Here is a 26,203-nt window from a genome sequence, read left to right on the forward strand (position 1 = left end):
TTACTTCGTCGCATTTTTGAATATATTTAGGGGCATGAAAAGAAATATTGTCCTATTACTCTTCACATTTTTGCCCATGACCGCCGTTTTGGCCCAAGAAAAGAGGCCAGGACCGATCATCAATGGTTACGGTGCGGTCTGGGATGTTACCCACCCCGATTACAAAACAAGGATTGGTACTGATTTTAAGGTAGTCTTCGATATTATGAACAGCCCCGAAGATCCCTCAACACTCAATAAAAGCATCGAAACGGCTGCACGTTTTATGAACATGCACGCCAGAAGTGGTGTAAAACCAGAGAACATGAAGGTCATGTTGGTGGTTCACAACAAGGCATCCAAAGATATTTTGGCAAATACCGGCTACCGAAAGCGGTTCGGAACCGACAATCCGAATGCCGAAATGATTGCGCAGTTGATGGATGCAGGGGTGCAGTTCGTTTTCTGTGGGCAATCATCCCTTTCGCGCAACATACCCATTGAAGAGGCAATAGAAGGGGTTCAATTGGCCCTATCGGCCATGACGGCCCTCATTCAAGCACAAAACGACGGATACCGGTTAATTAAATTCTAAACTATTTATCATGCGATTATTTCCAACATTTTGTTTTTCACTATTCTGCCTGTCGCTTGTGGCCCAAGGCCCAAACCTTGAAGAAGAGTACAAGGCCATTGAAGAGAAGGTGATCCAATGGCGGCGTGACATCCACCAAAATCCTGAACTGAGCAACCGGGAGTTCAAGACCGCCGAGAAGATTGCCAAGCATTTGCGGTCATTGGGCATTGAGGTGCAGACCGGGGTGGCCCATACGGGTGTTGTCGGCATTTTAAAGGGAAACAGACCGGGCAAGGTGGTTGCCCTGCGTGCCGATATGGATGCGCTTCCGGTGACCGAACGCAATGACCTTCCTTTCAAATCGAACGTAACGGGCGAGTATTTGGGTGAAAAGGTTGGTGTGATGCATGCCTGCGGCCATGATACCCATGTGGCCATTTTAATGGGTGTAGCTGAAATATTGAGCAAGAACAAAGATAAAATAAACGGCACGGTAAAATTTATATTCCAGCCCGCGGAAGAAGGGCCACCACCGGGTGAAGAGGGAGGTGCCGCATTGATGATCAAAGAGGGCGTGCTGAAAAACCCTGATGTTGATGCCATTTTTGGCCTCCATATCAATTCGCAGACCCCCGTGGGAACGATTCGATACAAATCAGGTGGGGCCATGGCAGCGGCACAGAGCTTCGTCATCAACGTTAAAGGCAAACAGAGCCACGGCTCAAGGCCATGGTCTGGCGTAGATCCCATTTTGATCAGTGCCAAGATCATAGACGGGCTACAAACCATCATTAGCAGGGAGATGGACCTTACCAACGAGGCCGCGGTGATAACGGTTGGCAAAATCAAAAGCGGTGTACGTTCGAACATCATACCTGAATCAGCAGAAATGCGCGGTACCATTCGCACCCTCGATTATAATATGAAAGAGAAAATAAGTCGACGGATGAAAGAAATGGTGGCCACCATTGCCAAGGCATATGGAGGCGAAGCGACCATCGACATTCAAGATAACACCGATATTACCTACAATGACCCTGATCTGGTTACCCAGATGCTGCCCACTTTGCAACGGGTGGCCGGTACGGATAATGTGGTCACGCAGAACGCCATTACCGGGGCAGAGGATTTTTCTTATTTTCAAAGGGAAGTGCCCGGTTTCTTTTTCTTTTTGGGAGGAATGACGCCCGGAAACGAGAACCCCTACCCCCACCACACCCCCGATTTCTTGATTGATGATAGCGGACTGGTTTTGGGAGTGAAGGCCATGACCGAACTGGCGTTGGATTATTTAGAGAATGGACAGTAAAAAATATAAGTGTATGAAAAAAATTACCCTTCTTGTGCTAATGAATGTTCTAATGCTCTCTACACTGCAGGCCCAGCGAAAGAGCGAACTGTTGGCTGAAATTGATACGCTAAGGACAAAGCTTCGCATGGTCGAAGATTCCCTTGCAAAATACCAACGTATCGCCTCTGCGAACGAAGCCCAGGCAAAAACGCTTCAAAACCAGAATGAAAGCCTTCGTGAAGCCAATGCCACCCTCATGAAAAACCTGAACAGTTTTTCAGAGATATCAAGTAAGAACTCCGAGACGGTAAATAAGGCCTTGGCCAGTCTTAAAGAAAAAGAGCAACAGATGAAGTTAATAACCAATACCTTTTCATCGAATGATTCGTCGGCCATTGCATTGATCACCAAGGGGAAGCAGACCTTGGGGGAAGATGCCAAACTAGGCACCGGTAACGGAACTGTGGTTATTGGTAATAGTCTCGCTTCGCTTTTCGGAAGTGACACGGCCACAACCCTTGCCCCAGAAAGCGGTGAATGGTTAAATCGGATAGCACAATTCTTAAATCTGGCCCCCGACCGCAAGGTTGTGGTACAAGGGCTCAACATTACCGGCGAATTTGGCCTTACCTTACAACAGGTCACTGCTGTTGCCAGTGCCCTTATAGAAAACCACAATGTAGCGCCTGAACGTATTCAAATTGAGGTGAGGGACGGTAATTTCAAGGAAGGAATCAACATTAGACTGGAGCCTGACCACGAAGATTTCTATAAAAAAGTAAAGGAAAGCCTTAACTAAAGGTAGGCCATACTTTTTATGAAAATAGTGCGTTGTACAAAAAGAATCAAACCATCCTAACATGACAGGAGACCAAATCCTACAACTTTTTGCATTTCTATTGCCCGCCGTGGTAACCGGGGCCGTGGCATTTTACTTTTTCCGTTTGCATACCAGAAACGAAGAAGGCCGACGAAGATTTCTTTTGCATAAAGAAACATCAAAACAAGCTCTTCCCATACGATTGCAGGCCTATGAGCGAATGGCCCTCTTCTTGGAGCGCATCGCAATCAATAATCTGGTGGTGCGTGTATCGCCCCAAGGGCAAGACAAGTCAAAGTATGAAAACCTGTTGGTCAAACAGATAGAGAACGAGTTTGAGCACAACCTCTCGCAGCAAATCTACATGAGTGATGAGTGCTGGAACATCATCAAGGCCGCCAAGAGTGCCACCATCCAAATTATTCGTTCTGCGGCCATGAGCGAGGCCGATTCGGCCGATAGACTTCGAGAAGACATTCTCAACCAGACCATGGAAAAACAATCGCCTTCGACCACTGCCCTTTCCTATATCAAAAAAGAGGTCAGCGATCTTTGGGGATAATAAGTTTAGTTGTTTATGTGTTTAAAAGTTTACATCGGATTGTTTCTTCCAACATTGCATCTTTAGCCTGTAGAGAATGATAAAGGCAATCATGGCAAGGAAGATTTTTCTAATTCCGTTGTTTCACCGAAACTTTTCCTTCAATAACAATGCTTCTTCTAAAAAGGATCTATTTAAAAGCTGATTTTTGAATCCAAGGGCTTAAACCATCCAATATTTTCCTATTTATGAATATTTACCCTAAACTTTAAACACAAAAAACAATGTGTTTTTTCATTCTTGGATATACGGCTCAATCGGATTGGTTTCGTCATTTTTATTTTTTGCGTATAAGTAACCTTTTTTCCACCAGAGCGTCATACGTTCTTTGTTAAAAATCAATGAGTTAGTGGTCAATACCGTTGGGGTATAGTAGAAATTGATGATGGCATTGTGCTGGTTGGCCGTCATTTTACCGATTCTGACATTTTGGTGCTCAATTCGGTCGAGCATGAATGCAAAAATGGTGGTAATCAGTTCAAACGGATTACGCGAGGGCATACGGTTCAGGTAATTCACCTCTGTGTGCAGCACGATCACATCTACCTCGGTGGCCCCTCTTTTGATCGCCTCCTCTATGGGCACAAGGCTCCCCAGTCCGCCATCAGCATATTCACAGCCGTTTTTTCTGACCAAGCTCATAAAGGGTGTGTAATTCGATGATATCCAAATCCAGTCGCAATAATCGTCGTATGTGCAGTCGTTAATGGATTTATATTCCACTTGGTTCAACGAAAGGTTTGATACGGTTACCACCACATCTGTGGTACTGTTCTTGAGCAAGTTGAATTCTTCAGGAGTGATGCTACGCCGTATCAGTTCTCTGAGGTTTTCACTTTCACCAAAGGTTTTACTGCCTTTCATGAAGTTTCTGAGTACGTTCCAATGGTTGATGGCAATCATTTCTTGGCCGTGTTTTCGCTTGATTACAAAGGGGCAGCTACTGAAAATGCTATCTTGATCGACGGAAGAATAAATTTCCTTGATTTTGTCGATCTTGTTGAGGGCAAGATGTGAAATTAAAAGGCTCCCCGTTGAGGTTCCCACGAAGAGATCGTACCGATGCCTGGCCTCTTCGATCAAAAACTGGGCCACCCCCCCTGCGAAGGCCCCTTTGCTACCCCCACCTGATATGACCAATGCCCTCATTTTTTGGTAAGCTCGTCAAAAATTGTTCTCATTTCCTTTGAAAGTGTTTTGTACACCTCTTTTAAACGCTGTGACATCTGTTGGTCTGCCATAAGTTTTCCCACTAAATTTCTTGAAAACTTTTTGAACTGCCATACGTGGTGATTGGTTGCATCGATTAGGTTTACCAGGGCCGTATCCTTAAGTGCATTGATGCTGAATAGATATTGAAAGGCCATTTGGCGCACTTCAAAATGATGGTGTGGTGCGGTGTAGCCGTTCAGTTCATGAAAATACACTTGCTTATTCTTAGGCGAAACATCTGGGGTCACCAAGGCCAGGGTCAACCACAATAGGCGGATGTTCTTATTCGGAAGCCCTATCAAACCCTGTGTTTTGTCTAAATACTTTTTTCTTTCGGACGGAAAGTTCGACCACAACTTGAACAGTGCCAGTTCTTGGGTCATATAGCTTTCATCTTTAAGAAGCGATTCAAAAGCTTCCTTCAGTTCGAAGGGAATCTTTTCGACCACCTGTGCCACAGCTTGTCTGGTTTTCAAGTCTTTTTCGTTGGTCAGGATTGTTTTCAAGTCGGGAACGGGAATCTTTTCGCCATACATTAAAATAAGCTGTCTTTTCAACTCGTCTGAGGCGCCACTATGGTACCATTTCATGTTTTTTATGGTCTCTTCATCGGCATCGTTTAACTGGAAATATGTTTTGATGCCATGTCTGTGTTTTATCAAGTATGTTTTGGTGGCTTCCCAGGGAAATTCTTCATTTTCCAGCCATTCTTCCTGAAAGCTGGAGAGGTCTTTGCCACTGGCCGTTTCCATTTCGGCCAAAAAATCGGCAATGGTCACGTTTTTAAAACTATATTTTCTTAGATAGTTCGCAACACCGCTTTTAAATGCCTTTTCCCCTACCAGCTGGCGCAGCATCACCAAAGCCCAAGCGCCCTTTTCGTAGAAGGTCAGGCTGTTCGCATTGGGATTTGTCAATGCCTCTCCATCGCCATTTTCAGATAACGTGTACAAGATTTTGGCCTTGTCCAACAGGTGCCAATAGAAATAGTCTTCCCCAAAAATTTCTTTTTCTGCCAAATACGCATAATACGTCGCAAAGCCTTCGTGCAGCCAATGGTACTTTCCGCTTGTTTCAGTGACCAGATTGCCAAACCATTGGTGGGCCAGCTCATGGGCATTGACATTCACATAGTTTTTATCGATAAATGCGGTGGAATCGATGACATACGTATTCGAAAAAATTGTCAGGGTGGTATTCTCCATTCCTGCATAGAGAAAATCATGTACCGGTACCTGCTTATAATTTTGCCACGGATAGGGCACTCCAATTTCAGCCTCTAAAAAATCGAAGATTTCTTTGGTATACCGATAGCTCGGTTCCACTTTTGTGCTGTCTTTGGGCTCATAGTACAGCTCGATCGGAATGCCAGAATTTGATTTGATGGTTTTTTTATCAAAATCACCGATGACAAAAGCGGCGAGATAGCTGCTCATGGGGTTTGTCATATCATAATGCCATCTCCGATGGTATTCATTAACGGTATCCAAAGATTTCAAGCTTCCGTTGGCCAAAACCTGAAGCCCCATATCTGCGACAATACTTAAATCCACTTCAAGCTTTTCAGTCATATCATCAAAGCTGGGCAGCCAATGACTGGTGTATTTGCCCTGGCCTTGGGTCCATATCTGTTCGTTGCCTTCAATTTCATCATCCCACCCCAAGAAATAAACAGTCTGCTTGGGTCGGACTTCGTAGTCGATTTTTAATTTGTGCGTTCCCAATTGGGCCGGTGCCAAAACACTTATTTTACTGCCATTATACGAATAGGGCGCCGCTTTGCCATTGACCATGATTTTGTTGAAATGGGTGTCGATGGCGTCTAGGTAAACAGAATCGGTTTTGTGCAACACTTCGAAGGTATAGACCACGCTTCCCTTAATGGATTTTTCGATGGGATCCGGATGAATTGAGACGGTCGCAGAGGTGAAATCCACACGGGCCGGGTTTTGTCCGTAAGACATCAAAGAAACCAAAATAAAGAGCAGGCAGCATCGTCTCATGTTAGAAGGGCAGCAAAAGTCAATCCAAAATACATAATTTAGTCCGATGAACCCCAATTTTCTACAAACCCCTATCGCCTATCTCAAGGGTGTCGGGCCCAATCGAGCCGAGACCCTAAAGAGCGAATTGGGCGTTCATACCTACGGCGACCTGCTACAGCTCTACCCAAACCGCTATCTCGATAAGACCCAATACTACAAAATCAACCAATTGAAAGATAGCGGTGCCGATGTACAGATAGTTGGCAAAATTGTACATCTTAAAACGGTTGAACAGAAAAGGGGAAAACGGTTGGTGGCCACTTTTGCTGATGATACGGGCAAAATGGAACTGGTTTGGTTCAGAGGCTACAAATGGATTCGTGAGAACATCAAAATAAACGAGCCCTATGTAGTGTTTGGGCGGGTGAACCGTTTTGGCAATATCTTTTCAATGCCTCATCCTGAAATGGAACTTCTAAAAAATCATGAAAGAGGGTTGAAAATAGCCATGCAGCCCATTTATCCCTCTACAGAGAAACTGGCAGCCAAAGGCATTACCAATAGGGTAATCAGTAAGTTACAACAACAATTGTTGCTCGAATCCAGGGGGCAGTTTGAAGAAACCCTCCCTTCCATTATTTTGCAGGAGCTGCAGTTACTTCCGAAATCTGAGGCCTTGTTGCACATACACTTTCCCAAAGACCAGGAATCATTGGCCAAGGCAAAGTTTCGCCTCAAGTTTGAAGAACTATTTTTTGTACAGTTGCAGCTTATATCAAAAAAAATTATCCGAAAACAGAAAATAAAGGGATTCCCATTTGAAAAAGTGGGCCATCTGTTCAATACCTTTTTTAGCGAGCACCTGCCGTTTGAACTGACCAAGGCCCAAAAAAGGGTTATCAAAGAAATTCGCGCCGATCTTGGCAGCAATGCCCAAATGAACCGGTTGCTTCAGGGTGATGTGGGATCGGGCAAGACCATTGTGGCACTGATGAGCATGTTGCTCGCCATTGATAATGGCTTTCAGACCTGCCTTATGGCACCCACCGAAATTCTAGCCAACCAACACTACAACGGACTTAAAGAGCTGTTGGGCAAAATGGATGTCTCCATCGAATTGCTGACCGGCTCTACCAAGAAATCGACTCGCAAAACCATACACGAGCGGCTTGAAAATGGCTCTCTGGACATTCTGGTGGGCACCCATGCCGTTCTGGAAGAAAAGGTGCGCTTCAAAAGCCTTGGTCTGGCAATTGTTGATGAACAACATCGCTTTGGTGTCGCGCAGCGTTCGAAGTTATGGAAAAAAGGAGCTTCCCACCCAAGCCCTGATAAAGGGGAGGTTGGGGGGGCTGTTCCACCCCACATTCTGGTCATGACGGCAACCCCTATTCCACGAACATTGGCAATGAGCCTTTACGGTGATTTGGACATTTCAATAATAGATGAGCTACCACCCGGTAGAAAGCCAATAAAGACCGTACACCGATATGACTCAAACCGATTAAAGGTCTTCCATTTTCTGAGGGAGGAAATTAAAAAGGGAAGACAGGTCTATATCGTATATCCCTTGATTCAAGAATCAGAGGCTTTGGATTATAAAGACTTGATGGATGGATACGAAAGCATCTCTCGTGAGTTTCCAATGCCTGATTATCAAATCTCGATTGTGCATGGGCGCATGAAAGCTGAGGATAAGGATTATGAGATGACCCGTTTTGTAAAGGGCGAGACACAGCTAATGGTGGCCACCACGGTTATTGAGGTGGGCGTCAATGTACCCAACGCCTCGGTCATGGTCATTGAAAGCGCCGAACGGTTCGGGCTTTCACAATTGCACCAGTTACGTGGCCGTGTCGGCCGTGGGGCCGAACAGAGCTATTGTGTTTTAATGACAGGCAACAAACTTTCAGATGATGCCCGTACACGTTTACAGACCATGGTACGCACCAACGACGGTTTTGAGATTGCCGAGGTCGATTTGAAACTGCGTGGCCCAGGCGACTTGATGGGCACCCAACAAAGCGGATTGCTAAACCTGAAAATCGCTGACATTGTCAAAGACAACCAAATCCTTAAAACCGCCCGCCACCATGCCCTTCGGTTGCTAAAAGAAGATCCTAAAATGGAAAAGCCTGAACATTTACCGGTTCGAAAGCACTATGCAAAAATGGTAAAGGACAAGGCGATTTGGGGGTATATAAGTTAAAACGCCCAGCATTGCCGGGCGTTTATAGGCTAGGTAAAATGAAGGTTAGTTGATGCTCTCGCCCTTTTCTGCTTTTTCAATGTTGGCTTGAACCCTGTCTCGATTTGCCTGTGCGGGCGCATTTTGCAAAGCAATCTTTAAGTGCTTCAAAGTTGATTTATGGTCACCTTTGGCAGAATAGGCCCTTGCGAGCCCGTAGTGAACCGGCCAAGTATTCTTATGGTTTTTGGCATTCCATTGAAAGACCTCCATGGCCTTATCGGTTTGCCCCTGCGCGATCAGCTGGCGCCCATAGCCATGTACCTGAAATACCGTGCCCAGAGGCAGGGCTTCTTCCATCAATGCTTCTGCCTCGGCAGTCTTGCCCTGCTTGGCCAGAATTTGTGCTTTAATGCTCAAATTGTTGAATGTTTTTTGACTGAAGAACTGACCTGCAATGGCCGCATCTATCCATTGCAGCGCTTCATCGAGGTCGCCTCCGTTGTTGAGGGCGAAGTTGGCGGCCTGCTCCCAAGTCTGGCGATTGAAACCGGGCTGTGCCTGCAATTTTTGACGAATGTCAGCCAATACAATGTCGGTGACTGGCACCTCGATCTTAAACGGAACCTGCTTCTTTTCCCAATTCAAAGAGGCCACGGCCGAAGTTGCATCCACTTCATTGAATTCAAATTGTAACTGTTCTTTATGGGGTATTTCTTTGGTGGTGACATCGACCCGAAGCGCATCTTCGGCAGGGTCGTAAAAAAAGCTGCCCCCAAGCGCCGTGGTTCTTTGAAAAAATAACGGTTGCCGTGTTGTCTTCATTCATAATCATATGGAGTCCGTATTTACCGGCGGGCAAATCTTTTCCTTCGACTTTGATATCGTCAGTTGTCTTAAAAATGGTGTTCTCATTGGCACCGGCCCGCCAAGGCGATTCTGTAGCGGTTCCAAATCCAAGATTGTTCATGCCATACGGCACTAGGTTTCCCCAAATTTCACGATCGTTCACACTCGGTCGTGAATAGACAATCGTAATATCGGTAATACCTATGCGTTGAGATACCTTGGCTTTTTGACTCCCTCTGGGCAGGTCGAGTTGCGCTAGAGCTTCTGTTGAAAAACAAAAGACCGCGAGCAGCAGCAGCATGGAAATTTTAGTGTAGCTTCTTTTCATTGGTTTGTTGTTTGCTGTTAATGAATAAATTAGGTTTTTTCGAAAATACTGATGTACTCCCGCCATTTTCGTTACCATAGTGTTAATCCGTTTTGCCTTTTTGTTAAACTAAGTACTCTTGCGTGGGCAGACATGGGGCCAGTGCCCGTTGACAAGGTCATTGGTTGTTGTGCAAAATGGAGTTGGGCATCGTAATTTTCAGAGGTAATATTTCAGCCCCGCTATAGTCTTTCGTAAGTTTGAAGCTTGATTTTAAGGGCATGAAAAGGGTATTCAAGCGATTACACAACATGTCAACCCTCTAAAATTTGAAATGGAAATGAAAACATTGTTTGACAAGGTATGGGATTCACATGTGGTTCGAAAGATAGAAGGTGGACCTGATGTGTTGTTCATTGACCGACACTTTATTCACGAGGTTACAAGTCCGGTCGCATTTTTGGGGCTTAAGAACCGGGGCAATTCGGTTTTGTACCCAGAGCGCACTTTTGCCACGGCCGACCATAACACACCAACATTGAACCAGCATATGCCGGTCGAAGACCCGCTCTCTGCCATTCAATTGAAAGCCTTGCAAGAGAATACCGCAGAGTGGAATATTGAGCATTGGGGGCTCGGACATAGAAAGAATGGTATTGTGCACGTGGTCGGGCCTGAAAATGGCATCACGTTGCCGGGTGCCACCATTGTGTGTGGCGACTCACATACCTCTACCCATGGGGCGTTTGGGGCCATTGCCTTTGGTATCGGCACCTCTGAGGTTGAGATGGTACTCTCTACGCAGTGCATCATGCAGCCAAAGCCCAAGAAAATGCGCATTACCGTTGACGGCGAGCTCGGTTTTGGGGTCACCCCGAAAGATGTAGCACTTTTCATCATTTCTAAACTGACCACTTCAGGTGCCACAGGCCATTTTGTCGAATATGCCGGTGAGGTCTTTGAAAATATGAGCATGGAAGGCCGTATGACCGTTTGCAACATGAGCATTGAAATGGGAGCGCGTGGTGGAATGGTCGCACCAGACCAGAAAACATTTGATTATATAAAGGGCAGGGAATATACCCCCAAGGGAGCTGATTGGGACAAAGCCATGGAGTATTGGCAGACCTTGAAGACCGATGAAGACGCCCAATTTGATATGGAATTCAATTTTGATGCCCAAGAGATTGAGCCTATGGTTACCTATGGCACCAACCCTGGCATGGGCATCGGAATCACCCAAAAGATCCCCACTGCCAATGATGTGCAAGCAAACGAGGTCACCTTTCAAAAGTCATTGGAATATATGGGATTTGAGCAGGGTGCGCCTTTGATGGGCAAAAAAGTGGATTACGTTTTTCTAGGAAGCTGTACCAATGCCCGTATTGAAGATTTTCGCGCATTCGCTTCCATTGTAAAAGGTCGAAAAAAGGCCGACGGCATCACGGTATGGCTAGTGCCAGGAAGCCACGTAGTCGAAGACAAAATCAAGGAAGAGGGAATCCTCGATATTTTGACCGAAGCGGGGTTCTCGTTACGTGAGCCAGGCTGCTCAGCTTGTTTGGCGATGAACGATGACAAGATTCCAGCGGGAAAACTGGCGGTCAGTACTTCGAACCGAAATTTCGAAGGACGTCAGGGACCTGGTGCGCGCACCATTTTGGCAAGTCCGTTGGTAGCAGCGGCCACAGCTGTAACCGGCAAGGTCACCGATCCGCGCGAACTTCTTAAACCTGAATTGGTCTAAACCATCAAAAGTCTAACATCTAACATCTGAAAATGGCTTACGATAAATTCAATATACTACAAAGTACAGCGGTACCGCTCCCTATTGAGAACGTGGACACCGATCAAATTATTCCGGCACGGTTTTTAAAGGCCACAGAACGCAAAGGCTTTGGAGACAACCTTTTTCGTGATTGGCGGTATCACCCAGATGGCACCCCAAAAGAAAATTTTGTACTGAACAATCCAATTTATGGTGGAAAAATATTGGTCGGAGGTAAAAACTTTGGTTCGGGCTCTTCGCGCGAGCACGCTGCGTGGGCTGTTTACGACTATGGGTTTCGCTGTGTTATCTCAAGCTTCTTTGCCGATATTTTTCGCAATAACTGTTTGAATATAGGAGTGCTTCCCGTACAGGTCAGCGCTGATTTTTTGGATAAGATTTTCAAGGCCATAGAGGCTGACCCCAAAGCAGAGTTTGAGGTCAACCTTCCAGAGCAAACCGTTACCATCCTCAGTACTGGAGAACATGAAACATTTGACATCAACAGCTATAAGAAGGAAAATATGCTGAACGGTTATGACGATATCGATTATTTGGTTGCCATGAAGGAGGAAATAAAGGCATTTGCCGAAAAAAGACCTTTTTAATTCCAACCATAAACAACTCCCTTTAGATGAGAAGGCCTGTCGAAATAATGGATACCACCCTTCGCGATGGCGAACAAACTTCTGGGGTTTCCTTTTCATCATTGGAAAAACTGACCTTGGCAAAGCTGTTGCTTGAAGAACTAAAGGTCAACCGTATAGAAGTGGCCTCTGCACGGGTATCGGAAGGCGAGTTCCAAGCTGTTAAGAGCATAACGGATTGGGCAAAGGAAAATGGATATTTGAACCGTGTGGAAGTGCTGACTTTTGTTGACGGCGGAGCTTCCCTAAAGTGGATGCAAAAGGCAGGTGCTAAGGTTCAAAACTTGTTGACCAAAGGCTCTTTGAACCATTTGACACATCAATTGCGAAAAAAACCTGAGGAGCATTTCAAAGAAATAGCACAAGTAGTTTCAAAGGCCCAAAAAATGGGCATTGAAACCAATGTGTACTTAGAGGATTGGAGCAATGGTATGCGAAACTCAAGAGAATATGTACTGCAGTTTCTCGATTTTTTGTCACAACAACCCATTAAACGTATTTTGCTGCCAGATACCCTTGGTATCTTGACCCCGAACGAAACCAGGGAGTACGTCGGTTTGATTGTGGACCGCTACCCTGACAGCCATATAGATTTTCATGGACATAACGACTACGATTTAAGTGTTTCAAACGTCATGGAAGCTGTCAAGGCTGGGTGCCACGGCCTGCACCTGACTGTGAACGGTATGGGCGAACGCGCCGGCAATGCCCCCCTAGCCAGCGCTGTGGCCGTTATCAATGATTTTTTGTCTGATAGCGTAGCCATTGATGTCAACGAAAAAGCCCTATACAAAGTGAGTCGGCTGGTTTCTACCTTTACCGGGTTCGGCATACCGGCGAACAAACCTATCGTTGGAGACAACGTCTTTACACAAACTGCTGGAATACATGCAGATGGAGACAATAAAAAGAATCTTTACTTCAATGATTTATTGCCCGAACGTTTTGGTAGAAAGCGTAAGTATGCCTTAGGAAAAACGTCGGGCAAGGCCAACATTCAAAAGAACCTACAAGAACTGGGGCTAACCCTGAACGATGACGAGTTGAAAAAGGTGACCGAACGCATCATCGAACTGGGCGATAAGAAGGAGACCGTTACCAAAGATGACCTGCCCTATATCATTTCCGATGTTCTGGACAGCGGCTCTTTCCAGCAAAAAGTTTTTATTAAATCATATGTGTTGACACATTCGAAGGGGCTTAAGCCATCCACAACCGTAATGGTGGAGATAAACGGCAGATCATATGAGGAAAACGCCCTGGGAGATGGCCAATTCGATGCCTTTATCAACGCATTGCACAAAATTTACGATCGTAAAAAGATTGCGTTGCCACAGTTGACCGATTACGCTGTGCGGATTCCACCCGGAAGTAGATCTGATGCCCTTTGTGAAACGATTATCACATGGCAGACCAAAAACAAAGAATTTGTAACCCGCGGACTGGATTCTGACCAAACAGTATCGGCCATTAAGGCTACTGAAAAAATGTTGAACTTGATTTAGATATTAGATAAAAGATAGTAGATACAAGACAAAAAATTGGTCAGATTGAACCCATTTCAAAAGGTTATTGAAATAGAATACAAAATAAACCTCATTTTAAAGAAGACATTGTCTAAATGAAACTAACTATAGCCCTTTTAGCTGGTGACGGTATCGGCCCAGAAGTAATTGATCAAGCCGTAAAGGTATCGGATGCCGTTGCAAAGAAATTCAACCATGAAATCGAATGGAAGCCGGCCCTGACGGGTGCTGCGGCCATTGACGCGGTCGGTGAGCCGTACCCTGATGAAACACACCAGATTTGTACCAATGCAGATGCCGTGCTGTTCGGGGCCATAGGCCATCCAAAATTTGACAACGACCCCTCAGCCAAGGTACGCCCTGAACAGGGCCTGTTGAAGATGCGGCAAAAACTTGGACTGTTTGCCAATGTGCGCCCTACCTTCACCTTTCCATCATTGATCGATAAATCTCCCTTGAAACGGGATCGTATCGAAGGTACCGATTTGATTATTCTAAGGGAATTGACCGGTGGTGTATATTTCGGTGAACGGGGACGGCTAAACCATGGCAATACGGCTTTTGACACCATGACCTATCACCGTTTTGAAATAGAGCGGTTGGCAAAAAAAGGATTCGAAATGGCCATGAAACGAAACAAAAAGCTCTGTTGTGTAGACAAGGCCAATGTTTTGGAAGCCTCCCGTTTATGGCGTGAAACGGTACAGGCCATGGAGAAAGAATACCCAGAGGTAGAAGTATCATATGAATTCGTAGACGCTGTGGCCATGCGATTGATTCAATGGCCCAAAGGGTACGATGTCATTATTACGGCCAATCTATTCGGTGATATCTTGACTGATGAAGCTTCGGTGATTTCGGGCTCCATGGGGTTGATGCCCTCGTCTTCCTTAGGTAGCGAGGTGTCGCTTTACGAGCCGATCCACGGCTCTTACCCACAAGCTGCAGGAAAAGACATTGCCAACCCTCTCGCAACAGTTTTGTCGGCGGCCATGATGTTCGATGATTTTGGTCTGGCCAAAGAGGCACAGGCCATACGTGATGTGGTCAATAAATCACTGGACCAAGGTGTTGTAACAGAAGATTTGGCTGACGGTGGAAAAGCCTGTAAAACCTCTGAAGTCGGTGACTGGTTGGCCAAAAACCTTTGAGAAAGGGCAATCAAACCAGAAAAAATCTTTTGGGTGCCCTCAAGCTATTGTAAGGCGAACACTTTTTGCAACAAAGCGGTTGTTCGGGCGCTAACGGAATTACGGATTTCCTTTTCCTTATCCCCAACTTTTACAAAGAGTCCCGCAATGGCCTGTTCTGTGACATATTGGGTAAGGTTTGGATTTACCGGTTTTACCAAGGGTATGGTGTTGTACCTGTTGATGATATCTTGCCATATTTTATCGGCACCCACCTTGTTCAAAGAGTTCTGAATTTTGGGGGTAAAGGCCTGCTGCAATTGGTAGGTTGTCTTCTGCTGCAAGTATTGGGTGGCCGCCAAATCATTGTCTGAAACCAGAATTTCTTTGGCATCATTGATGGTGAATTGCTTTATGGCATTGATAAAGATGGGTTTGGCCTCACCCACGGCATCTTCCGCTGCTCGGTTCAAAACCTTCAGCCCTTCGTCGGCGAGCGAAGCAAGACCTATTTTTCGCAAGGCCTCATCGACTTTTTTTAGCTCTTCGGGCAACAAGATTTTAACAGCCTCGTCTTTGAAATAACCATCTTCTTGGTTCAATAGGGCCACGCCTTCTACCACGCCAAATTCAAGAGCCTGCTTCAGTCCTAGTATGATTTCCCTTTCAGAAACCGGTTGATTGGTCGGAATATTTTTGACCGCATCCTGCAATTCGGCACAACCAAAAAAAAATAAACATGTGAACATTAGGGTAATGGCCTTGGTTCCTTCCATAGCAAAAAAAATTAAAGTCGGTTACGGTCAAAGATACGCTACAGAATATAATCGGTACTCAAAAAATTACTGACCTTGGCTTCCAAGAGCTGTTCCACAGTGGCATTGTTCAACTCGTTGTCCTTAAAGGCAACAAAGGTCCTTATTGAAAATGAACGCAAGGCATCATGGACGCTCAAGGTAGCTTGTGCCGAATCTTTTCTTCCCGTAAACGGGTATACATCAGGCCCACGTTGGCACGAACTGTTCAGGTTCACCCTGCATACAAGGTTGACCAGGGTATCGATAAGGGGCGAAAGTGTATAGACGTCTTTGCCGAACAAGCTGACCTGTTGGCCATAATTTGATTCGGCCATGTCATTCAAAGGTTCTTTAATATCTTTAAACGAGAGTACCGGAATTATGGGGCCAAACTGTTCTTCTTGATAGACCCGCATATCTTTTGTTACGGGGTACAGCACGGCAGGCCAAATAAAATTATCGGTGATCTCGCCCCCTTTTCGGTTCTGTACCTGGGCACCTTTTTGCACGGCGTCATCAAGTAGTTCCTTTATGTAATCTGGCTTACCCGGTTCCGGTAAAGGTGTCAGGTGTACCCCCTCATCCCAAGGATTACCAAACTTGAGGCTATCGACCTTTTCAGAATAACGCTTTAAGAATTCCTCCCTCACATCTTCATGAACATACACCACTTTTAAAGCGGTGCAACGTTGCCCGTTGTAGGAAAGAGTTCCTGAAATGATCTCGTTTACGGTAAGCTCAAGATCAGCATCGGGAAGGATAATAGCGGGATTTTTAGCTTCCAAGCCCAACACCAAGCGCAAACGGTTGCTCTTCGGGTGTTGGTTTTGCAAGGCGTTGGCCGATTTACTGTTGCCTATGAGCGCCAGCACATCGACCTTGCCCGTTTTCATAATGGGCCCGGCAATGGCCCTACCCCTGCCAAATAGGATATTCACCACCCCTTTGGGGAAGCTGCTTTGAAAAGCCTCTAACAACGGCCCTATTAAGAGCACCCCGTGCTTTGCAGGCTTGAAAATGGTGGTGTTGCCCATGATGATGGCCGGAATCAACAAGGTGAATGTCTCGTTCAACGGATAATTGTAGGGCCCAAGGCACAATACAATACCCAATGGCCCGCGACGTATATGGGCGTAGACACCGTCATGTTTATGGAACTTTGCCGAATCCCTGTCCAACTGCTTGTACTCTTCAATCGTATCATGGATATATTCGACCGTTCTATCAAACTCTTTATAAGAGTCGGGTTTTGATTTCCCGATTTCCCACATAAGCAGCTTTACCACCTGCTCACGTTTCTGTTCCATCTTTTTGACGAAAGCCTCCATACACTCAATACGGTCTTTCACCTTCATGGTCGGCCAAACGCCCTGCCCGCGGTCATATGCGCCCATAGCGGCCTGTAATGCATCCAGCGCCTCTGGTTCTCCCATATCGGGAATACTGCCCAAGACAGTAGGTCTATACCCCTCGGTGGATGATGAGATGGTAGAAACGACCTCTGAGGTATTTCCGTTCCACTCGCGCAATTCGCCATTTACCAAATAGGTTCTTTGGTGGATAGGCTCTTTGATTTGGTATTGTTCAGGAATCGAAGTGGTGGCTGTTTCCATAATCACAATTTGTTTCTCGTGCTTCATTGGTCGCAAAGGGCGACACCTTCCTTAGTTTCTAGACTATGGGTTTCATCGCGGTCATCGATGCCCGTAAACGTGCCCCTACAACCTCTACCTCGTGTTCGCGTATGGCTTTGTTGACGGTTATCAGCTTTACATTGTCTACGCCGTTGTCTTTGCCTTCCCCATACGTTTTCCCTATTATGTCGACATCGACTTTTTTCATAAAGTCGGTCAACAAGGGCTTGCAGGCATGGTCAAATAAATAGCAACCATACTCCGCAGTGTCGGAAATGACCCTGTTCATTTCAAACAATTTTTTTCTGGCGATGGTGTTGGCAATCAGGGGTGTCTCATGTAGTGACTCATAATAGGCAGATTCGCCAATGATACCGGATTCGGTCATGGTCTCGTAGGCCAACTCTACACCGGCCTTTACAAAGGCCACCATCAGCACGCCGTTGTCGTAATATTCTTGCTCTGAAATATCATGGTCGCCGGCAGGGGTCTTTTCAAAGGCGGTCTCACCTGTGGCAGCCCGCCATTCCAATAAGTTTTTATCTCCGTTGGCCCAGTCTTCCATCATGGTTTTTGAGAAATGGCCGCTCATAATATCGTCCATATGCTTTTGGAACAACGGCCGCATGATATCTTTCATTTCTTCTGCCAATTCGAATGCCTTTATTTTAGCTGGGTTTGAAAGGCGGTCCATCATATTGGTAATTCCTCCATGTTTCAAGCCTTCCGTAATGGTTTCCCAACCATATTGGATCAATTTGGAAGCATAGTCTGGTTCAATGCCCTTTTCAATCATTTTGTCAAAACAAAGTATCGAACCAGTTTGCAAAAGACCGCAAAGAATGGTCTGCTCGCCCATCAAATCCGATTTTACCTCGGCCACGAATGACGACTCCAATACCCCAGCTTTGTGGCCACCGGTTGCGGCGGCATAGGCCTTGGCAATTTCCAGCCCCTTTCCCTCTGGATCGTTCTCAGGATGCACTGCAATAAGGGTCGGTACCCCAAAACCGCGCTTGTACTCTTCGCGCACCTCAGAACCGGGACTCTTGGGAGCCACCATTATGACCGTGATGTCTTTTCTGATCTGCATGCCTTCTTCAACTATATTGAATCCGTGGGAGTAAGAAAGCGTAGCCCCTTTCTTCATCAACGGCATTACCGCACTGACAACGCTTGTGTGCTGCTTATCAGGGGTCAAATTGATGACCAAATCGGCCGTCGGCACCAACTCTTCATAGGTGCCCACCTTAAAGTTGTTCTCAGTGGCATTCTTGTACGATTGCCTTTTTTCTTTTATGGCCCCTTCGCGCAGTGCATAGGAGATGTCCAAGCCCGAATCGCGCATGTTGAGACCTTGGTTTAGGCCTTGGGCACCACACCCGACAATCACAATCTTTTTTCCTTTTAGGGCTGTCACACCATCAGCGAATTCAGAATAATCCATAAATCGGCATTTTCCCAGTTGTGACAATTGCTCTCGAAGTGATAGTGTGTTGAAGTAGTTTGTCATTTTCAATATTCTATTTTGTTTTTATTAATTGGTAGTTTTGACTTCATCAAGTATTTCGGTAATCGGCATTTTACTTTTGGTGACCGTAATTCTTCCTGAGCGGACAAATTGCATGATTCCAAAGGGTTCAAGATCATCGTGCATTTCATCGATTTCATGCCGGCGGCCCGTTTTTGCCAACACGAAAAACTCACGGTTGACCGTTACAATGGTCGAGTTACTCTCTTTGATCACATTTTGGATCTGCGGTTCGTCGAACAACAAATGGGAGGCTATTTTAAACAGGGCAGATTCTTGATAGATCGTTTCTTCGTCTGTGTGATAGAACGCCTTGATCACCTCTATCTGTTTCTCGATTTGTTGAACAATCTTGCGTGTCCAATCCTCGGTGGTGTGCACCACAATCGTAAACTTGGACACATGCTCGATTTCTGACTTAGAAACATTCAAGCTCTCAATATTGATGTGCCTTTTCAGGAAAATACCTGAAATTCTGTTCAAGAGACCAACATTGTTCTCTGAATAGACCGATATGGTATACCATTTTTTCTCCATCTGGAATGTGCATTATTTTAAACGAATATCAGAAACCGAAGCCCCTGATGGAATCATCGGAAAAACATTGTCTTCTTTTTCAACTTTAACTTCTAAAAAGTACGGTTTCTTAGAGGCCATCATTTCTGTAATGGCCCCTTCAAGATCTTCACGCTTTTCAACCCTTTGTGCCTTGATATGGTAGCCCTCAGCGATTTTCACAAAATCGGGGTTGGTCATAACCGTGGAGGCATAGCGGCTGTCGAAAAACAACTCTTGCCATTGGCGTACCATACCCAGGTGGTCGTTGTTGAGCACTACGATTTTTACCGCCACGTCGTGCTGAAAAATAACACCGAGTTCTTGAATGGTCATTTGATAGCCCCCATCTCCGATAATGGCCACCACCTCTCTTTTGGGAGCACCCATTTTGGCACCGATGGCCGCTGGCAGGGCAAAGCCCATAGTACCTAGGCCGCCAGAGGTGATATTGCTCTTTGACTGCTTGAACTTGGCATATCGGCAAGCAATCATCTGGTGTTGGCCCACATCGGTGACAATAACCGCTTCATGGTTTGAAGCCTTGTTGATTTGCTCAACCACCTCACCCATGGTCAATCCAGGTTTGGTCGGGTGGATGTCTTTTTCGATGACCGCATCAAACTCTTCCTTATATTTTTTATCGAATTCGGCACGCCATTCTTTGTGCTCGTTTTCATTGATTAGCGGCAGCAATAACTCCAACGTCTTTTTTGCATTGCCAAGAACCGCTACATCGACCTTGACATTTTTATTGATTTCGGCCGGGTCTATTTCAAAATGAATGATTTTTGCCTGTTTTGCATAGGTGTCGAGGCTTCCGGTCACACGATCGTCAAAACGCATGCCGATAGCTATGAGCAAATCACACTCATTGGTCAGCACATTTGGTCCGTAGTTACCGTGCATGCCCACCATGCCAACGTTCATGGGATGATCGGTATCCAAGGCAGAAAGGCCAAGAATTGTCCATGCTGCTGGTATTCCAGCTTTTTCCACCAAGGTCTTGAGCTGTTCTTCCGCTTCGCCCAAAATAACGCCTTGGCCAAAAACGATATAGGGTTTTTTGGCATTGTTTATGAGGTCTGCGGCGGCTTTGATGGCCTTCATGTCTGGCTCAGGGGCAGGTTGGTAACTTCTGACCCCCGTACACTTTTCGTAATGAAAGTCTAGCTCATCGAATTGCGCGTTTTTGGTGATGTCGACCAGTACAGGGCCCGGTCTGCCCGATTTGGCAATGTAAAAGGCTTTTGCCATTATTTCAGGAATTTCCGATGCCTTGGTGATCTGGTAGTTCCATTTGGTGACCGGAGTAGAAATGCCCACTATATCGGTCTCTTGAAAGGCATCTGAGCCCAATAAGTGCCGGGGTACTTGGCCCGTTATGCACACGATGGGCGTTGAGTCGATCTGCGCATCTGCCAAACCGGTTACCAGATTGGTGGCCCCGGGGCCGGAAGTTGCCATGGCCACCCCAACTTTGCCACTTACCCGGGCATAGCCCTGTGCAGCGTGTGTTGCCCCCTGCTCATGCCGGGTCAAAATATGGGTCAACCGGTCTTGAAATTTGTACAACTCATCATACACCGGCATGATGGCCCCACCAGGATATCCATAGATCAAATCCACTCCCTCAGCGAGCAGACAATGGATGATTGCCTCGGCGCCGCTTATTCGAACGGGCTTTTTTTCTTCTGTTACTTTCTTTTTTGCTTTCACTGTTTCCATACTCCCAAGATTATAATGCATCGGTCACACAACCCTGAGAGGCTGACGAAACCGTCTTGGCATATTTATAAAGACTTCCTTTTTTGACTTTTAGATTGGGTTGTTTCCAGCGGGCCTTTCGCTCTGTCAACTCCTCATCGGTCAGGTCTACCGAAATGGTATTGTTTTCGGCATCGATGGTAATGATGTCACCATCCTTCAAAAGTCCGATGGTGCCCCCCTCTTGTGCTTCTGGTGCAATATGGCCTACCACAAAGCCATGGGTGCCCCCCGAAAAACGGCCGTCGGTAATCAGAGCAACATCCTTACCAAGACCCGCACCCATTATGGCCGCTGTAGGTTTGAGCATTTCAGGCATACCAGGGCCGCCCTTGGGCCCTTCGTAGCGTATTACAACTACATCTCCTTTTTTGACTTTACCGCTTTTGATGCCGTCGTTGGCTTCGAACTCACCGTTGAATACTTTGGCCGGACCCGTAAAATGCAACCCTTCCTTTCCCGTGATTTTGGCCACGGCCCCTTCTTCGGCCAGGTTTCCGTATAAAATACGTAGGTGGCCCGTTTTTTTGATAGGGTTGTGCAAACTTCTGACCACATCTTGATTTTCGGGCAAATCGGGAACGTTTTCCAAGTTTTCGGCCAAGGTCTTTCCCGTCACGGTAAGGCAATCGCCGTGCAACATACCTTCTTCCAACATAAATTTCATAATGGCTGGAATGCCCCCGATACGGTGTACATCTTCCATTAAATATTTGCCACTGGGCTTTAGGTCGGCCAAAAAGGGAGTGGTGTCACTGATCCGCTGAAAATCATCAAGTCCGAAATTGATTTCAGCGGCCTTTGCAATAGCCAAAAAATGCAGCACCGCATTGGTAGATCCTCCTAAAACGGTTATCAGCCTAACGGCATTTTCAAGTGATTTTTTAGTGATAATGTCACTGGGCTTGATGTCATTTTCCAACAAATGCCGCAAAGCCCTGCCCGCAGCCACGCAGTCTTTTCTTTTTTCTTCGCCAATGGCCGGGTTTGACGAATTGTACGGTAATGCCATACCCAATGCCTCAATGGCCGATGCCATGGTGTTGGCCGTGTACATGCCACCGCAGGCCCCTGCACCCGGACAAGCATTTTGTATCACTTGCTTGTATTCAGATTCATTCATGGTACCCGCAACCTTCTCTCCCCAAGCTTCGAAAGCAGATACGATATCGAGTTTTCTGTTGTTCAGGCATCCAGAAGCAATGGTACCCCCATACACCAAGACCGAGGGTCGGTTAAGGCGAATCATCGCCATCAATGCACCGGGCATATTTTTGTCGCAACCCACCACCGTTACAAGTCCGTCGTAGTTCATGGCCTGCACAACCGTTTCCATAGAGTCGGCTATGATATCTCTAGAGGGCAGCGAGTAGCGCATGCCGTAAGTGCCCATGGAAATACCGTCACTGACACCGATCGTATTGAAAATGAGCCCGACCAACTTTTTCTCTGCCAGTCCTTTTTTTACATGGGTGGCAAGCTCGTTCAAGTGCATATTGCATGGGTTGCCCTCATAGCCCGTACTGCCAATACCTATCAGGGGTTTTTGCAAATCTTCTTCCGTAAGGCCGATGGCATATAACATGGCCTGTGCCGCTGGTTGCGTTGGGTCTTGGGTAACGTTCTTGCTGTATTTGTTCAATTCCATCAAAAAATGTTCTAGAAACCTTTGTAATCCCTAATTTTTAATACAGTTCCCAAAGATAAATGTTTCACATATCGAATAATGCCAACAAATGGGAAGGGTACAGGCTCATTTAAAAAAAATACAATCTATATAATTGCTAATCAGTTATTTAATATGCAATCAAATATCATATCCAACCACACATATACTTCAATAAAAATTTTGATGACATTGAGGCATGCGCCTACTATCAGCGCCAGGGCCTTGCCACTTTGGGTCCAGAATGGAAATCAACCCATCCAACACCATTCATTAATGATTTTTCTGAAAATAAGAAACCATGGCAAAAAAGAAAATCGCACTACATTTGCATCCTATGGAAAAAACCGTTACCCAAGCCATTGACCACCGCCGTTCTGTGCGAATTTTTGATCCAGCAGTTGAACTCGATACGCAAAAGGTTCGCCAGTGTATAGAAAAGGCCACGTTGGCACCCAATAGCAGCAACCTACAACTATGGGAGTTTCACCACATTACCTCACAAAGTACCGTGAAAAAAATTTCAGCGGCCTGTTTTGACCAACCTGCGGCAAAAACCGCAAAGCAATTGCTGGTAGTGGTTACCAAAAAAAACGCTTGGCCCAAACGGGCAAAGGCGAACATCGAGTTTTTGAAAAAGGCGTTTGGTGAAAAGGCCCCAGATGAATACAGCAAGAAAGAAAAGTTTGCCCTGGATTACTATAAAAAGCTTATACCCACATTGTACACAGATTTTCTGGGGATTTTGGGTATGATAAAATATGTGGCTTTTCAGATTATTGGCCTTTTTAAGCCGGTCTATCGGCAAGTACGGCAATCTGATATGCGTATCGTGGTACACAAAAGTGCTGCGCTGGCCGCCCAAAACTTTATGCTGGGCATGGCCGCCATCGGTTATGATACCTGCCCCATGGAGGGCAGCGATACCCTTAGGATAAAGAAAATATTAAAGCTGCCCAGGGGAACGGAAATCAACATGGTCATTGGCTGTGGGGTACGGGATAAAAATGGGGTCTACGGCCCACGCTATCGTATTCCCTTTGGCGAGACATATTTTGAACACTAGACCAGCCTGAACTGTACTTGGTCACCAAACCGTTTCTGCGCCAAAACCGCTATACTTCTTTTGGTAAGCTGTAAGATTCTGGGATATCCCCCAGTTGTTTGGCCATCCTTCATCAAAATAATCAACTTGCCCGAAGGGGTAAGCTGCACCGTACCGGGCAAGGTGGCCGAGGTAAGCATGGTGAATGCATGCCCCGATATTTTCTCGTTCAGTTGATAGGCCATTCGGTTGTTTTCTTTGGCAACGGTGAACGGTTTTGACAATAGTTGGCCCAAATCATCGCCTGACAACAATCCAAACTCGGGCCCTTTTTGAATCTCCAAGACTTCATCGGTCAAATAATTATCAAACTTTGCTTCTGAAATTTTTGGCTGAAAGGCAATGACCTCTTCATAGGGCACTTGATCATGCTCGGCGAGACAGCTTTTCTCCGTGATGGGATAGTAAAATGAACGGCTACCCAGAACTTTTTCAGTTTTGAACCCTCCTTTGATGCCCAAATATAGTCTAAGCCCCCTGTCGAGCTTGCCAAACGAGAGTACATCACCTTCTTCAACTTTCACTATTTGATGGTTGACAATCGGTTCTTCATTCAATGATGCAGACAATATTGCTCCAGAAAGACAGATATAGGAAGGTTTTTCAAACGCAAGCTTAGGTCCTTTCATGGTGATTTCGAGCAGGGCATCAGAGGATTTGTTCTCCAGCAGATTGTTTGCCCGTTCGGCCGATACATCATCCATGGTCCCGGCTACCGGAACTCCTTTGTTTCGAAAACCAAAACGGCCACTATCTTGTATTGTCGTAAAAAAGCCGGCGTCTAAAACCTTAACCATGAAGCGCAATTTTTTCAGGGTTGAAAATGCCCACCTCACCCTCAATCTTGTGCAGGTCATATTCGGCCTTGGTAATGGATTCAAATTTTATTTTGTCGCCCACCGAAACCAAGCAGGGTTCTTTGGCCTTGGCATTAAAAATGGGTATGGGGCAGTTGCCAATAATCTGCCATCCCCCGGGTGATTCTTGAGGGTAAATCCCCGTTTGCTCACCGGCCAGACCAACGGAGCCTTTGGTGACCTTTAATCGTGGTTCGGGCCTTCTGGGCACTTTTAAGTTCTCAGGGAGTCCGCCCAAGTACATAAACCCTGGTAAAAAGCCGATACCATAAACGGTATATTCATGTGAGGTGTGTGCCTCTATCAGCTGTTCGATGGTCATTTGCAGGTAGCCGGCCACTGTCTTCAGATCGGGCCCGAACCCAGGGTCGTAACATACCGGTAATTTCCAGAGATAATTTTTCGGCCTTTCGGTTTCGTTATCAGGTTCGTCGTAGTAACCGTAGATTTCTTTGCTTAAAGCTTCGGTATCGATATCATCTTTCAACCAAATAACAGTAAGGGAGTTATAGGATGGAACCGTTTCAACATTTTTGAGTTTGCCACCGAGCTTTCTCTCAAAACGGAGTATATCTGCCAAGATGTTGGTGTCAACTTTTTGGGGCCACTCGATAAGCAAGGCCTGCTTGCCAAAAGCCTTGATTTTAATGGGGAATTTTTTCACTTTTTCAAATGTACATGTTGCCAGGGCAATTCTTTTGAAAGATACGCCAATATTTCGAATGCCGATGGGGTGTCGCCATGTATACAAAATGTATCCGCCTTGATCGGCACTTCTTTTCCGTTGACCGTACGTACCGCCCCATTCTTGACCATCATCAACAGATGTTCCGCGACCTTATGGGGTTCAGAAATAACCGCGTTGGAAAACTTTCTTGGCACAAGGCTAAGGTCTTCATTGTAGTTTCTGTCAGCGAACGCCTCATATTTTATTCGAAACCCCCTTCGGTCGGCCTCTACCGCTATTTTCGAGCTAGGGGGCACAAACAAAATGGCTTCTGCCCTATACCGTTCCACCACATCAAGAAAAAGCGATGCCAAATGACTGTTCTTTGCGATGACATTGTATAGCTCGCCATGGGGCTTTATATGATGAAGTCTGATGTGTTCGGCATACAATATCTCGCAAAAAATCTCCAGCTGGGACTCCAACGCCTTTTTTAATTCCTCATCGGAAATTTTCATTGCCACCCGACCAAAATTTTCCGTATCGGGATACGATGGGTGCGCCCCCACCCTGATACCATTTTCTCGGGCCAAACGGGCAATGCTTCGCATACTCTCCATATCACCTGCATGCCCGCCACAGGCTATATTGCATGAACTGATGAAAGGAAAAAGCCGGGCTTCATTACCCATCCCCTCACCTACATCACAATTGATATCAATATATGTTGCTACAACCTCCATA

At 46.0% G+C, this 26,203-nt stretch carries 23 protein-coding genes; 10 read left to right on the forward strand and 13 right to left on the reverse strand.

From position 1 onward, the window contains the following. Nucleotides 1-34 precede the first annotated feature (34 nt). The 4 genes from VC82_RS14390 (at nt 35) to VC82_RS14405 (ending at nt 3,229) form a co-directional block, all read left to right on the forward strand. Nucleotides 35-574, forward strand: coding sequence for a DsrE family protein (locus tag VC82_RS14390; protein ID WP_045802983.1), 540 nt, complete (start codon nt 35-37; stop codon nt 572-574). A 10-nt stretch (nt 575-584) separates the two neighbouring features. Further along, a complete protein-coding gene (locus tag VC82_RS14395) occupies nt 585-1,865 on the forward strand; it encodes an amidohydrolase (protein ID WP_045802984.1) in 1,281 nt (426 codons plus the stop codon). A gap of 13 nt (nt 1,866-1,878) precedes the next feature. Beyond that, nucleotides 1,879-2,646 (forward strand): OmpA family protein, encoded by a 768-nt coding sequence (locus VC82_RS14400; protein ID WP_045802985.1) that lies wholly within the window; start codon nt 1,879-1,881, stop codon nt 2,644-2,646. A 61-nt stretch (nt 2,647-2,707) separates the two neighbouring features. Continuing rightward, a complete protein-coding gene (locus VC82_RS14405; protein ID WP_045802986.1) occupies nt 2,708-3,229 on the forward strand; it encodes a DUF7935 family protein in 522 nt (173 codons plus the stop codon). A 273-nt stretch (nt 3,230-3,502) separates the two neighbouring features. On the opposite strand, the gene VC82_RS14410 is transcribed toward VC82_RS14405, so the two are convergent. Together VC82_RS14410 and VC82_RS14415 are read right to left on the reverse strand one after the other, a co-directional pair. After that, nucleotides 3,503-4,417: a patatin-like phospholipase family protein gene (locus VC82_RS14410; RefSeq protein ID WP_045802987.1), complete on the reverse strand. Its 915-nt coding sequence runs from the start codon at nt 4,415-4,417 to the stop codon at nt 3,503-3,505. Beyond that, entirely contained in the window at nt 4,414-6,483 is a 2,070-nt protein-coding gene (locus tag VC82_RS14415; protein WP_045802988.1) for a M1 family metallopeptidase, read from the reverse strand. The genes VC82_RS14410 and VC82_RS14415 overlap by 4 nt, the downstream gene beginning before the upstream one ends. A gap of 46 nt (nt 6,484-6,529) precedes the next feature. Between VC82_RS14415 and recG the strand changes: the two genes are divergently transcribed. Next, nucleotides 6,530-8,674: an ATP-dependent DNA helicase RecG gene (gene recG, locus VC82_RS14420; protein ID WP_045802989.1), complete on the forward strand. Its 2,145-nt coding sequence runs from the start codon at nt 6,530-6,532 to the stop codon at nt 8,672-8,674. Between the two features lie 45 nt (nt 8,675-8,719). Here recG and VC82_RS14425 read toward each other — a convergent pair whose 3' ends face one another. Both VC82_RS14425 and VC82_RS15835 read right to left on the reverse strand, forming a co-directional pair. After that, complete coding sequence (locus VC82_RS14425) at nt 8,720-9,367, reverse strand: tetratricopeptide repeat protein (RefSeq protein WP_417935071.1); 648 nt, start codon at nt 9,365-9,367, stop codon at nt 8,720-8,722. Further along, nucleotides 9,357-9,830, reverse strand: a complete 474-nt coding sequence (locus VC82_RS15835) for a DUF2911 domain-containing protein (RefSeq protein ID WP_417935061.1) — start codon at nt 9,828-9,830, stop codon at nt 9,357-9,359. Before VC82_RS15835 ends, VC82_RS14425 begins: the two co-directional genes overlap by 11 nt. A gap of 319 nt (nt 9,831-10,149) precedes the next feature. On the opposite strand from VC82_RS15835, the gene leuC reads away from it, so the two are divergent. The 4 genes from leuC to leuB all read left to right on the forward strand — a co-directional run bounded on the left by leuC (nt 10,150) and on the right by leuB (nt 14,901). Continuing rightward, nucleotides 10,150-11,556, forward strand: a complete 1,407-nt coding sequence (gene leuC / locus VC82_RS14430) for a 3-isopropylmalate dehydratase large subunit (RefSeq protein ID WP_045803490.1) — start codon at nt 10,150-10,152, stop codon at nt 11,554-11,556. 32 nt (nt 11,557-11,588) lie between these two features. After that, on the forward strand, nt 11,589-12,185 hold the full coding sequence (leuD, locus tag VC82_RS14435; RefSeq protein WP_045802990.1) for a 3-isopropylmalate dehydratase small subunit: 597 nt from the start codon (nt 11,589-11,591) through the stop codon (nt 12,183-12,185). A 26-nt stretch (nt 12,186-12,211) separates the two neighbouring features. Further along, on the forward strand, nt 12,212-13,729 hold the full coding sequence (locus VC82_RS14440) for an alpha-isopropylmalate synthase regulatory domain-containing protein (protein ID WP_045802991.1): 1,518 nt from the start codon (nt 12,212-12,214) through the stop codon (nt 13,727-13,729). 116 nt (nt 13,730-13,845) lie between these two features. Continuing rightward, nucleotides 13,846-14,901 (forward strand): 3-isopropylmalate dehydrogenase, encoded by a 1,056-nt coding sequence (gene leuB, locus VC82_RS14445; protein ID WP_045802992.1) that lies wholly within the window; start codon nt 13,846-13,848, stop codon nt 14,899-14,901. Between the two features lie 44 nt (nt 14,902-14,945). Here leuB and VC82_RS14450 read toward each other — a convergent pair whose 3' ends face one another. The 6 genes from VC82_RS14450 to ilvD are packed head-to-tail and all read right to left on the reverse strand — an operon-like array spanning nt 14,946 to nt 22,812. Further along, nucleotides 14,946-15,656, reverse strand: coding sequence for a DUF4197 domain-containing protein (locus VC82_RS14450; protein WP_045802993.1), 711 nt, complete (start codon nt 15,654-15,656; stop codon nt 14,946-14,948). Between the two features lie 38 nt (nt 15,657-15,694). Next, complete coding sequence (locus VC82_RS14455) at nt 15,695-17,290, reverse strand: NADP-dependent glyceraldehyde-3-phosphate dehydrogenase (RefSeq protein WP_045803491.1); 1,596 nt, start codon at nt 17,288-17,290, stop codon at nt 15,695-15,697. Nucleotides 17,291-17,348: 58 nt separating this feature from the next. Further along, the gene (ilvC, locus tag VC82_RS14460; protein WP_045802994.1) at nt 17,349-18,824 is read right to left on the reverse strand and encodes a ketol-acid reductoisomerase; all 1,476 of its coding nucleotides are present in this window, start codon (nt 18,822-18,824) and stop codon (nt 17,349-17,351) included. A 24-nt stretch (nt 18,825-18,848) separates the two neighbouring features. After that, nucleotides 18,849-19,379, reverse strand: a complete 531-nt coding sequence (gene ilvN / locus VC82_RS14465) for an acetolactate synthase small subunit (RefSeq protein ID WP_045802995.1) — start codon at nt 19,377-19,379, stop codon at nt 18,849-18,851. Between the two features lie 12 nt (nt 19,380-19,391). After that, the gene (ilvB, locus tag VC82_RS14470; RefSeq protein WP_045802996.1) at nt 19,392-21,125 is read right to left on the reverse strand and encodes a biosynthetic-type acetolactate synthase large subunit; all 1,734 of its coding nucleotides are present in this window, start codon (nt 21,123-21,125) and stop codon (nt 19,392-19,394) included. A gap of 10 nt (nt 21,126-21,135) precedes the next feature. Continuing rightward, nucleotides 21,136-22,812 (reverse strand): dihydroxy-acid dehydratase, encoded by a 1,677-nt coding sequence (gene ilvD, locus VC82_RS14475; RefSeq protein ID WP_045802997.1) that lies wholly within the window; start codon nt 22,810-22,812, stop codon nt 21,136-21,138. Nucleotides 22,813-23,131: 319 nt separating this feature from the next. On the opposite strand from ilvD, the gene VC82_RS14480 reads away from it, so the two are divergent. Beyond that, complete coding sequence (locus VC82_RS14480) at nt 23,132-23,896, forward strand: nitroreductase family protein (protein WP_313777704.1); 765 nt, start codon at nt 23,132-23,134, stop codon at nt 23,894-23,896. Here VC82_RS14480 and VC82_RS14485 read toward each other — a convergent pair. From VC82_RS14485 to pxpA, 3 genes are read right to left on the reverse strand one after another with little or no spacing between them, the layout of a single operon-like run. Next, nucleotides 23,893-24,732, reverse strand: coding sequence for a 5-oxoprolinase subunit C family protein (locus VC82_RS14485; RefSeq protein ID WP_045802998.1), 840 nt, complete (start codon nt 24,730-24,732; stop codon nt 23,893-23,895). The two genes, VC82_RS14480 and VC82_RS14485, sit on opposite strands and share 4 nt — an antisense overlap. Continuing rightward, on the reverse strand, nt 24,725-25,456 hold the full coding sequence (pxpB, locus tag VC82_RS14490; RefSeq protein WP_045802999.1) for a 5-oxoprolinase subunit PxpB: 732 nt from the start codon (nt 25,454-25,456) through the stop codon (nt 24,725-24,727). Before pxpB ends, VC82_RS14485 begins: the two co-directional genes overlap by 8 nt. Then, nucleotides 25,453-26,202 (reverse strand): 5-oxoprolinase subunit PxpA, encoded by a 750-nt coding sequence (gene pxpA / locus VC82_RS14495; RefSeq protein ID WP_045803000.1) that lies wholly within the window; start codon nt 26,200-26,202, stop codon nt 25,453-25,455. The genes pxpB and pxpA overlap by 4 nt, the downstream gene beginning before the upstream one ends. Between the last annotated feature and the right edge of the window lies 1 nt (nt 26,203).

The sequence above is a fragment of the Flagellimonas lutaonensis genome (assembly GCF_000963865.1).
GTDB lineage: Bacteria > Bacteroidota > Bacteroidia > Flavobacteriales > Flavobacteriaceae > Flagellimonas_A > Flagellimonas_A lutaonensis.